Origin of the sequence: Pseudonocardia thermophila (assembly GCF_900142365.1) — a bacterium.
Taxonomy (GTDB): domain Bacteria; phylum Actinomycetota; class Actinomycetes; order Mycobacteriales; family Pseudonocardiaceae; genus Pseudonocardia; species Pseudonocardia thermophila.
In genome coordinates this window covers 146957-155406 of the sequence record NZ_FRAP01000018.1, presented here as the reverse complement: position 1 = coordinate 155406, position 8450 = coordinate 146957, and the positions used below count along the sequence as shown (strand labels likewise).

Genomic DNA, 8450 nt, shown 5'->3' with positions numbered 1-8450 from the left:
GTCACCAGTGGTCAACACAGCCACCGTCTCACCCTCGTGCACCCCGGACAGCCTCAGCTGCTGCAGGCAGATCTCGTTGAACAGGCTCTGGTCCATGCGGCTCATGACAGTCGAGCCGGTCCCGAGCGCGTGTCCCAGGATGGGACACGCAGCGGCTCCCCGGGCCGGTGTCATGCACCGCGACATCACGCCGCACCACGACGCGGTCGTGGCCGCAGTGAGGCCGGGGAGGACCTGTGAAACCTGCGCAGTTCGACTACCTCAGGCCTGGATCGCTCGCGGAGGCCATCGAGGCGCTGGGTGCGAACCCGGACTCGAAGGTCCTCGCCGGGGGCCAGAGCCTGATCCCGATGATGAACATGCGGCTGGCGCGGCCGAGCGCGCTGGTCGACATCGGCCGCATCGACGGGCTGGCCGGCATCTCCGCCAACGGATCGCTGCGGGTGGGCGCCACCACCCGGCAGGCCGAGGTGCTCGCCGACGCGACGGTGCAGCGCCGCTGGCCGCTGATCACCGCCGCGCTGCGGCACGTCGGACACCCCGCGACCCGAGCCCGCGGCACGTTCGGCGGCAGCATCGCCCACGCAGAGCCCGCCGCCGAGCTGCCCGCGGCGATGCTCGCACTCGACGCCGCCTTCACCGTGCACCGGCCGGGCGGCACCCGGACCGTGGCCGCCACCGACTTCTTCCTCGGCCACTACACCACCGTCCTCGCCGAGGACGAGCTGCTCGGCCACGTCGACGTCCCGGCCCTCGGTGGCAGCCACTGGGCGTTCGCCGAGGTCGCCCGGCGCCACGGCGACTACGCGCTGACCGGGGTCGCGGTCCGCCTCACCCCGGACGCCGACGGCGTCGTCACCGACGCGCGGGTCGCGCTGTTCGCGGTCTCGTCCCGGCCGGTGCGCTCGGCCGCTGCCGAACGGCTGCTCGTCGGCACCCGCGTCGGCGACGCCGAGGCCGCCACCGCCGCGGGGAAGGTCGCGCTCGACGACATCGAGGTCGCCGAAGACTCGTTCGTCAGCGCCACGTACCGCACGGAGGCGACCGCGGCGATCGTCCGGCGGGCCCTGCTCGAGGCCGCCACCAACCCGAAGGGGGAGAACTGATGGAGACCCGCCAGGGGAACGTCGCGGTCGAGATGACCGTCAACGGTGAGCCGATGGTCGGCATCGCCGAGCCGCGCACGCTGCTCAGCGACTTCCTGCGCCACGGTCTCGGCATGACCGGCACGCACGTCGGCTGCGAGCAGGGCGTGTGCGGGGCCTGCACCGTGCTCATCGACGGTCAGCCGGCCCGCTCCTGCCTGACCTTCGCCGTGCAGGCGGAGGGCTGCCGCGTCGACACCGTCGAGGGCATGGCCGAGGGCGGCGCGCTCTCCGATGTGCAGGAGGCCTTCCGGGCCGAGCACGGCCTGCAGTGCGGGTTCTGCACGCCCGGGTTCCTGGCTGCCACCGAGGCGCTGCTGGCGGAGAACCCGGATCCGACCGACGACGAGATCCGCGACTACCTGTCCGGGAACATCTGCCGGTGCACCGGCTACCAGGGGATCATCGCAGCGGTGCGCCGCGCCGCGCAGACGCGGAAGGCGGCCTCGGCATGACGATCGAAGACACCCGTCCCCGCTCGGCCCGCTACGTCGGCCGCTCGGTGCAGCGCGTGGAGGACCCGCGGCTGCTCTCCGGCCAGGGCCGCTACGTCGACGACATCACGCTGCCCGGCATGCTGCACGCGGCGTTCGTGCGCAGCCCGCACGCCCGCGCCCGCATCCTGAACATCGACGCGTCCGACGCGCTCGCGCTCGACGGCGTGGTCGCCGTCTACACCGCGGCCGACCTGGCCTGGCTCAACCCCATGGTCGCCACCGGGCCGATGCGCGACGGCATCCTCGCCCACTCCCGCACCCCGCTGGCCACCGACGTGGTCCGGCACGTCGGCGATCCGGTCGCGGTCGTGCTGGCCCGCTCGCCGTACCTCGCCGAGGACGGCCGCGACCTCGTCGACGTCGAGTACGAGCCGCTGGAGCCGGTCCTCGACCCGCTCGCCGCCCTGGAGCCCGACTCCCCGCTGGTCGACGAGGCCCTGGGCACCAACAACATCTCGCACCTGGAGGAGTCGGCGGGCGACGTCGAGCGCGCGTTCGCTGAGGCCGACCACGTCACCCGCCTGCGGTTCCACTCCGGGCGGTCCACCGCCGCCCCGATCGAGTGCCGCGGCGTCGTCGCGAAGTACGAGGACCGCGCCGGCGGCCGCTACACGATCTGGGCCTCCACCCAGATGCCGCACCTGCTGCGCATGTTCGTGGCGCCCGTGCTGGGCGTGCCCGAGGGCCGGGTGACGATCAGCTCGCCCGACGTGGGCGGCGCGTTCGGCCTCAAGTGCACCGTGTTCCCCGAGGACGTCGTCATCCCAGCGGTCGCGAAGCTGTCGGGCCGGCCGGTGAAGTGGATCGAGGACCGGTGGGAGAACCTCGCCGCCGGCGTCCACTCCAAGGACATGATCTGCACGATGGAGATCGCCGCGAAGGCGGACGGCACGATGACCGCCTTCCGCGGCCACTTCGTCACCGACTCGGGCGCGTTCTCCTCGATCCCGTTCACTCCGCTGGTCGACTCCCAGTGCGCAGGCATCTACCTGACCAGCTGCTACGACGTCCGCGACGTCGCGTACTCGGTCGACAACCCGCTCACCAACAAGTGCCAGATCGGTGCCGTCCGCGGCGTCGGCTGGGTCCCCGGCCAGCTGGCCCGCGAGGTCGCGATCGACCAGCTCGCCAGGGAGCTGGGCAAAGACCCGGTCGAGCTGCGGCTGCAGAACATGATCGGTCCGGACGTCTACACGACGGCGTTCGGCCAGACCTACGACGGCGGCAGCTACGCGGAGGCGCTGGAGAAGGCCCGCGACGCCGTCGACTACGCGAGCTTCCGCGAGCGGCAGGCGAAGGCGCGCGAGGAGGGCCGCTACATCGGGGTCGGGTTCAGCCCGTTCGTCGAGCCCACCGGCTGGGCGACGGCGAGCGCGGCCGCGGGCGGCCTGCCCAACGGCTACTACGACACCGCCAGCGTCACCGTCGAGCCGGACGGCTCGGTCACCGTGACCACCGGTCTGCACTCGCACGGCCAGGGCCACGAGACGACGCTCGCCCAGGTCACCGCCGACGAGCTGGGCGTGCCCATGGAGAGCGTGCGGGTCGTCTTCGGCGACACCGACTCGTCCGTGTTCGGCATGGGCACCTACGCCAGCCGCAGCGCCGTGCTCGGCTTCGGCTCCATCCGCGAGTCGGCCGGGCAGGTCCGCGACCGGCTCCTGCGGCTCGCCGCGATCCTGCTGGAGGCCGACCCCGGCGACGTCGAGCTGGTCGACGGCGTCGCCGGCGTGAAGGGCGTGCCGGGCAAGACGGTGCCGCTGCAGCAGATCGCGCTGTTCGGCTACTTCGGCGGCACCGCCCGCCCCGAGGACGTGCAGCGCGACGCGCTCACCGCCACCTCCGGCTACAGCCCGGGGGAGACCTACGCCAACGGCTGCGCCGCGGCCGTCGTCGAGGTCGACGTCGAGACCGGGCTGGTCGAGGTCGAGCAGCTGGTCGCCGTGGAGGACTGCGGAGTCCAGCTCAACCCGACCATCGTGAAGGGCCAGGTCGCGGGCGCGATCGCCAACGGCATCGGCGTCGCGCTGCTCGAGGACCTGGTCTACGAGGACAACGGCGAGTTCGTCTCCGGCAGCCTCCTGCACTACCTGTACCCGTCGACGACCGAGGTGCCGGAGCTCGACCTGCTCACCATCGAGACACCGTCTGCGGTGAGCGTCGGTGGGGTGAAGGGCGTCGGCGAGGCGGGCACGATCTCCGCGCCGGCCGCGATCGTCAACGCGATCGCCGACGCGCTCTCCCCGTTCGGCGTGGTGATCGACCGGACCCCGGTCACCCCGGAGTACCTGCGCCGCAAGCTCCGCGACGCGGAGCGGACCCGGGAGGCCTCGTGACGGCGCGCATCTCCTGGGAGGTGCGGGGCGGGACGAGCGGCGCCGGCGAGGCGGTGCTGCTCGTCCCGCCGCTCGGGCGCGGCCGAGCCTCCTGGAGCAACCAGTTGCCCGCCCTGCTGGACGCCCACCGCTGCGTGCTGTTCGATCCGCGTGGAATCGGCGAGTCGAAGGACGCCGGGCCGGGCCCGTTGTCCGCCGCGACCCTCGCCGAGGACGCCGTGGCAGCACTGGACGCGGCGGGCGTCGAGCGGGCGCACGTGGTCGGCTGGTCGCTGGGTGCAGCGGCCGCGACCCTGGTCGCGCTCGACCACCCGGAGCGGGTCACCTCGCTGTCGCTGCTCACCCCGTGGGCACGGACCGACGCGCACCTGGCCACCGCGTTCCGGGTGCTGCGTGATCTCGTCGAGCACGCCGGGGCACTCTCGGCCGAGGTCGCCACGCTCTGGCTGATCCTGTCCCGGTCTGCGGTGAACGCAGCCGGCGCCGGACTGGTCGACGGCGCGCAGGCGGACTGCGCCGACCCCGGCTACCCCTCCGCCGAGACGATGCGCGCCTACCTGGACGGCGGCATCGCGTTCGACGTGCTGGACAGGCTGGGCACGGTGGCCGTCCCGACGCTCGTCGTCGGCGGCACCGACGACCGGCTCGTCGACGTGGCGCACGCCCGCGAGATCGCGGCGGCGGTGCCCGGCGCCCGCCTGCACGTGCTGGAGGGGGAAGGCGCCTCGCACGCGCTGCCCGTCGAGCGCGCCGCCGAGGTCAACCAGCTGCTCACGGCGTTCCTCGCCGAGCACACGACCACCGACCAGACCACCGCCGCGCACCGCTGAGGCGCGCGGCTCATCTCCGTGGAGGTTCCCAGATGAGTGTTCGCCGTGCCGTGCGCAGACGCGTGTGCGGGATCGGGGTCGCGCTGGCCGCGGCGCTCGCGGTCAGCGCGTGCGGCGGGGGCGGATCCGCTCCCGCCGCGTCGGGCGGTGCCGATCCGATCGAGGTCCGGGTGATCACGGTCGGCCCGGCGTCGACGGGCGCGTGGGACCCGGCGCACAAGGCCGCCTACGACAAGGCCGCTGCCGAGAACGGCTGGCACGTCGAGGTCGCCGAGGCCGTGGCCTACGGCGACGCCGACCAGGTGCTCGACCGCTGGGGCGCCGCCGACGTGGACATCGTGTTCTCCACCGACAACGGCTACGAGGAGAACCTGCTCGCCGCGGCCGCGAAGTACCCGGACACGGCCTGGGTGATGATGTCGGCGCTGTCGAGCACCGACGGGCTGCCCAACGTCGCCGCCTACAACTTCGACTGGTGCGAGTACGGCTACCTGCAGGGCGCGATCGCCGGGCTCGCCACCACGTCGAACAAGATCGCCAGCGTGGGGTCGATCGACATCCTCCCGACGACGCAGTCGGTCGCGGCGCAGCAGCTGGGCGCCCGCGAGGTCAACCCGCAGGCCGAGGTGCTCCACCAGAACACCGGCGACTTCGCCGACGTGCAGAAGGCGCAGACGGTGACCGCCGGCCTGGTCGGCCAGGGTGCCGACGTCGTGATCGCCACGGTGCACGGGGTCATCTCGCCGCAGATCGCCGCACAGGCGCAGGCGCTCGGCGTCCGCTACGTCGGCAGCTTCGCCGACGAGACCGACTCCGCGCCGAACGCCACCGTCGGCAGCGTCGTGATCAACTTCGGTGACGACTACCGGGAGGCCGTGCGCACCTGGACGGAGGGGACGTTCGACGCCGCGATCCACACCGGTGGGGTCGCCGACGGCGCCGTGACCACGACCCCGCTGGCCGGGGAGCTGGCGGGCAAACAAGCGCAGCTGGACGCCGTGATCGAGAAGCTGCGCACCGAGTCCGTGCAGTGGCCCGCCGAGAGCGGTTGCGGGTCGTGAGCGCCGGGCAGGACGGGCTCGACGTCCGGGGCGTCTCCAAGGCCTACGGGTCCACGCTGGCCAACCAGGAGATCGACCTGCAGGTCGCGCCCGGCACCGTGCACGTCCTGCTCGGGGAGAACGGGGCCGGCAAGAGCACGCTGGTCAACCTGATCAACGGGCGGGAGGCGCCGGACGCGGGCGAGATCCGCTTCGCCGGCGCCCTCGTCGCCGCCCCCGGCCACACCCGGCCGAACCCCGCGATCGCGACGGTGCACCAGGATCTCGCGCTCGTGCCGGTGATGACCGGCCTGGAGAACATCGCGCTCGCGCTGCGCCGTCGCCCGGACCGGGCGCTGCGGCGGGCGGCCACGGAGATCCAGGACCGGCTCGGCACCGGTGTCGACCTGGATCGGCCGGTCGAGGAGCTGGAGCTGCCGCAGCGCCAGCGGATCGAACTGGTCAAGGCGCTGGTGGCGCAGCCGCGGCTGCTCGTGCTCGACGAGCCGACGACGTTCCTGCCGCCCGCTGAGACCGGCCCGTTCCTCGAGCTGGTACGCCGGTTGGCCGCCGACGGCCTCGCAGTGCTGATGATCACCCACCGGTTGGACGAAGCGCAGGCCGTCGCCGACAGCGCGACGGTGCTGCGCCACGGTCGGGTCGTCGCCCGGCACGCAGGTCCGCAGCTGCCGAGCAACGCCGAACTGGCCGCTCAGATCGTCGGCACCGCGGTGCCCGAGCCGACCCGCCCGCGCGCCGAGTTCGGGCCGGAGGTGCTGCGGCTCGCGCACGTCAGCGCGGTGGAGTCCGGTCGCACCGTCCTCGACGACGTCGAGCTCTCCCTGCGGGCGGGGGAGATCCTCGGCCTGGCCGGGGTGGACGGCAACGGCCAGCTGGAGCTGCTGGAGGTCATCGCCGGGCTGCGCCGGTGCAGCGGCCGGATCGAGCTGCACGGCGAGCCCGTGCAGCACCTGCCGCTGCGCAAGCGGGCCGGGCGAGGGCTGCACTACGTGTCCGGCGACCGGCGCCGCGCCGGCATCGTGCCGACCCTCACGATCGCCGAGCACTTCGAGGTGGTGCTCGGCCGCGCTCCGCGCGATCTCGATGCGCTGCTGCGGGCCGCGGACGTGCGCCCACCCGATCCGCGGGTCCGCGCCGACGGGCTGTCCGGCGGCAACCAGCAGAAGCTGATGATGGCGCGGGCGTTCCAGCGGTCACCGGCGGTGCTGCTGGTGTCGTACCCGACACAGGGGCTGGACGTACTGGCCGCGGCGCAGCTGCGGCAGGTGCTCATCGAGCGCGCCGACACCGGGATCGCGATCGTCGTGGCGTCCGGTGACCTCGACGAGCTGCTCGGCATCTGCGACGCGGTCGCGGTCATGAACGGCGGGCGCGTCGCAGGCATCCAGCGCCGCCCCTTCGACCGCGACGAGCTGTCGTCCTGGTACACGACCCGGCAGGAGCTCGTGGCATGAGCGTGGACATCGAGACGCAGGCCAGCACCGACCCGGCGGCCGAGGACAGCAGCGCGCGCCGGGCACCGGCGGTGCTGGCGCGGTTCGCGGCCCCGATCGGGCTGCAGGTCCTCGCGTTCGTCGTGGCGATCGCGGTGTCACTGCTGCTCGTCGCCGCGCTCGGCTACGACGTCGGCGCCGTGCTGGCCGCCGTCGTGGACGGCGCGTTCGGCTCGGCGCACGCGGTCAGCTCGTCGCTGACCCAGGCAGCGCCGCTCGTACTCACGGCGACCGCGGTGTGGCTGGCCTACCAGGTCGGTCTGTTCAACGTCGGCGGGGACGGGCAGCTGCAGGTCGGCGGCCTCGCCGCGCTGGTGGTCGCACTGGCGCTCGGCGACCTGCCGGGCGTGCTCACGATCGCCGTCGCGGTCGTGGCCGCGGTGCTCGGCGGGGCGGCGTGGGCGGCCGTGGCCGGGCTGCTGCGGGCCTACCGCGGCGCCAACGAGGTGATCAGCACGATCATGCTGAACTTCGTCGCTGCCACCGCGATCAGCCTGCTCATCGCGGGGCCGCTGCGCTCACCGTCGGCGAAGTACACCCCGCGCACCGACCGCGTCGCCGCCGATGCGCAGCTGGGCGACGCGGTGCCGGGGATCCCGCTGACGTTCCTCGTCGCGCTCGCCCTCGGCGTCGTCACCGTGGTCGCGGTGCGGCGCACGTCGATCGGGCTGCGGCTGCGCACGATCGGGCTCAACCGGGAGGCCGCCACGCACGCCGGGCTTCGGGTGCAGGCGATGCAGTGGCAGGCGTTCGCCGTCAGCGGTGGGCTGGCCGGGCTCGCCGGCGGGCTGGTCATCCTCGGCTACCGCTACTACATCGCCCCGGGCTGGGTGCCCGCGTGGGGCCTGCTCGGCATCGTGATCGCGTTCCTGGCGCTGGAGTCGCCGGGGCTCATCCCGCTGTGGGCGGTGGTGCTCGGGATCATCGGGGCGGCCGGACCGGCGATCAAGGGTGCCGCTTCGGTGCCCGACGCGATCACCACCGTCATGCAGGGTCTGCCGGTCGTCGTCGTGTTCCTCGTCGGGGCGCTGGCCCGCAGCGGGCCGGGCCGGAGGCTGCACGCCGCACTCTCACGGAAGCCGGAGTAG

7 protein-coding genes are annotated in these 8450 nt (G+C 73.4%); all 7 read left to right on the top strand.

The features are described 5' to 3' along the window. The first annotated feature begins 236 nt into the window (after nucleotides 1-236). The 7 genes from BUE41_RS22265 to BUE41_RS22235 are packed head-to-tail and all read left to right on the top strand — an operon-like array spanning nucleotide 237 to nucleotide 8450. A complete protein-coding gene (locus BUE41_RS22265) occupies nucleotides 237-1106 on the top strand; it encodes an FAD binding domain-containing protein (RefSeq protein WP_073459107.1) in 870 nt (289 codons plus the stop codon). Next, nucleotides 1106-1600: a (2Fe-2S)-binding protein gene (locus BUE41_RS22260; protein WP_073459106.1), complete on the top strand. Its 495-nt coding sequence runs from the start codon at nucleotides 1106-1108 to the stop codon at nucleotides 1598-1600. The genes BUE41_RS22265 and BUE41_RS22260 overlap by 1 nt, the downstream gene beginning before the upstream one ends. After that, complete coding sequence (locus BUE41_RS22255) at nucleotides 1597-3978, top strand: xanthine dehydrogenase family protein molybdopterin-binding subunit (RefSeq protein WP_073459105.1); 2382 nt, start codon at nucleotides 1597-1599, stop codon at nucleotides 3976-3978. Before BUE41_RS22260 ends, BUE41_RS22255 begins: the two co-directional genes overlap by 4 nt. Continuing rightward, nucleotides 3975-4808, top strand: a complete 834-nt coding sequence (locus tag BUE41_RS22250; protein ID WP_073459104.1) for an alpha/beta fold hydrolase — start codon at nucleotides 3975-3977, stop codon at nucleotides 4806-4808. The genes BUE41_RS22255 and BUE41_RS22250 overlap by 4 nt, the downstream gene beginning before the upstream one ends. A gap of 32 nt (nucleotides 4809-4840) precedes the next feature. After that, nucleotides 4841-5869: a BMP family ABC transporter substrate-binding protein gene (locus BUE41_RS22245; RefSeq protein WP_084755603.1), complete on the top strand. Its 1029-nt coding sequence runs from the start codon at nucleotides 4841-4843 to the stop codon at nucleotides 5867-5869. Continuing rightward, on the top strand, nucleotides 5866-7323 hold the full coding sequence (locus BUE41_RS22240) for an ABC transporter ATP-binding protein (RefSeq protein ID WP_159444952.1): 1458 nt from the start codon (nucleotides 5866-5868) through the stop codon (nucleotides 7321-7323). Before BUE41_RS22245 ends, BUE41_RS22240 begins: the two co-directional genes overlap by 4 nt. After that, nucleotides 7320-8450, top strand: coding sequence for an ABC transporter permease (locus tag BUE41_RS22235; RefSeq protein ID WP_084755600.1), 1131 nt, complete (start codon nucleotides 7320-7322; stop codon nucleotides 8448-8450). Before BUE41_RS22240 ends, BUE41_RS22235 begins: the two co-directional genes overlap by 4 nt.

Bases quoted from the DNA above. Each gene is read 5' to 3' on its own strand.
- BUE41_RS22245 (WP_084755603.1), top strand. From the start codon at position 4,841: ATGAGTGTTCGCCGTGCCGTGCGCAGACGCGTGTGCGGGATCGGGGTC.
- BUE41_RS22235 (WP_084755600.1), top strand. From the start codon at position 7,320: ATGAGCGTGGACATCGAGACGCAGGCCAGCACCGACCCGGCGGCCGAG.
- BUE41_RS22255 (WP_073459105.1), top strand. From the start codon at position 1,597: ATGACGATCGAAGACACCCGTCCCCGCTCGGCCCGCTACGTCGGCCGC.
- BUE41_RS22260 (WP_073459106.1), top strand. From the start codon at position 1,106: ATGGAGACCCGCCAGGGGAACGTCGCGGTCGAGATGACCGTCAACGGT.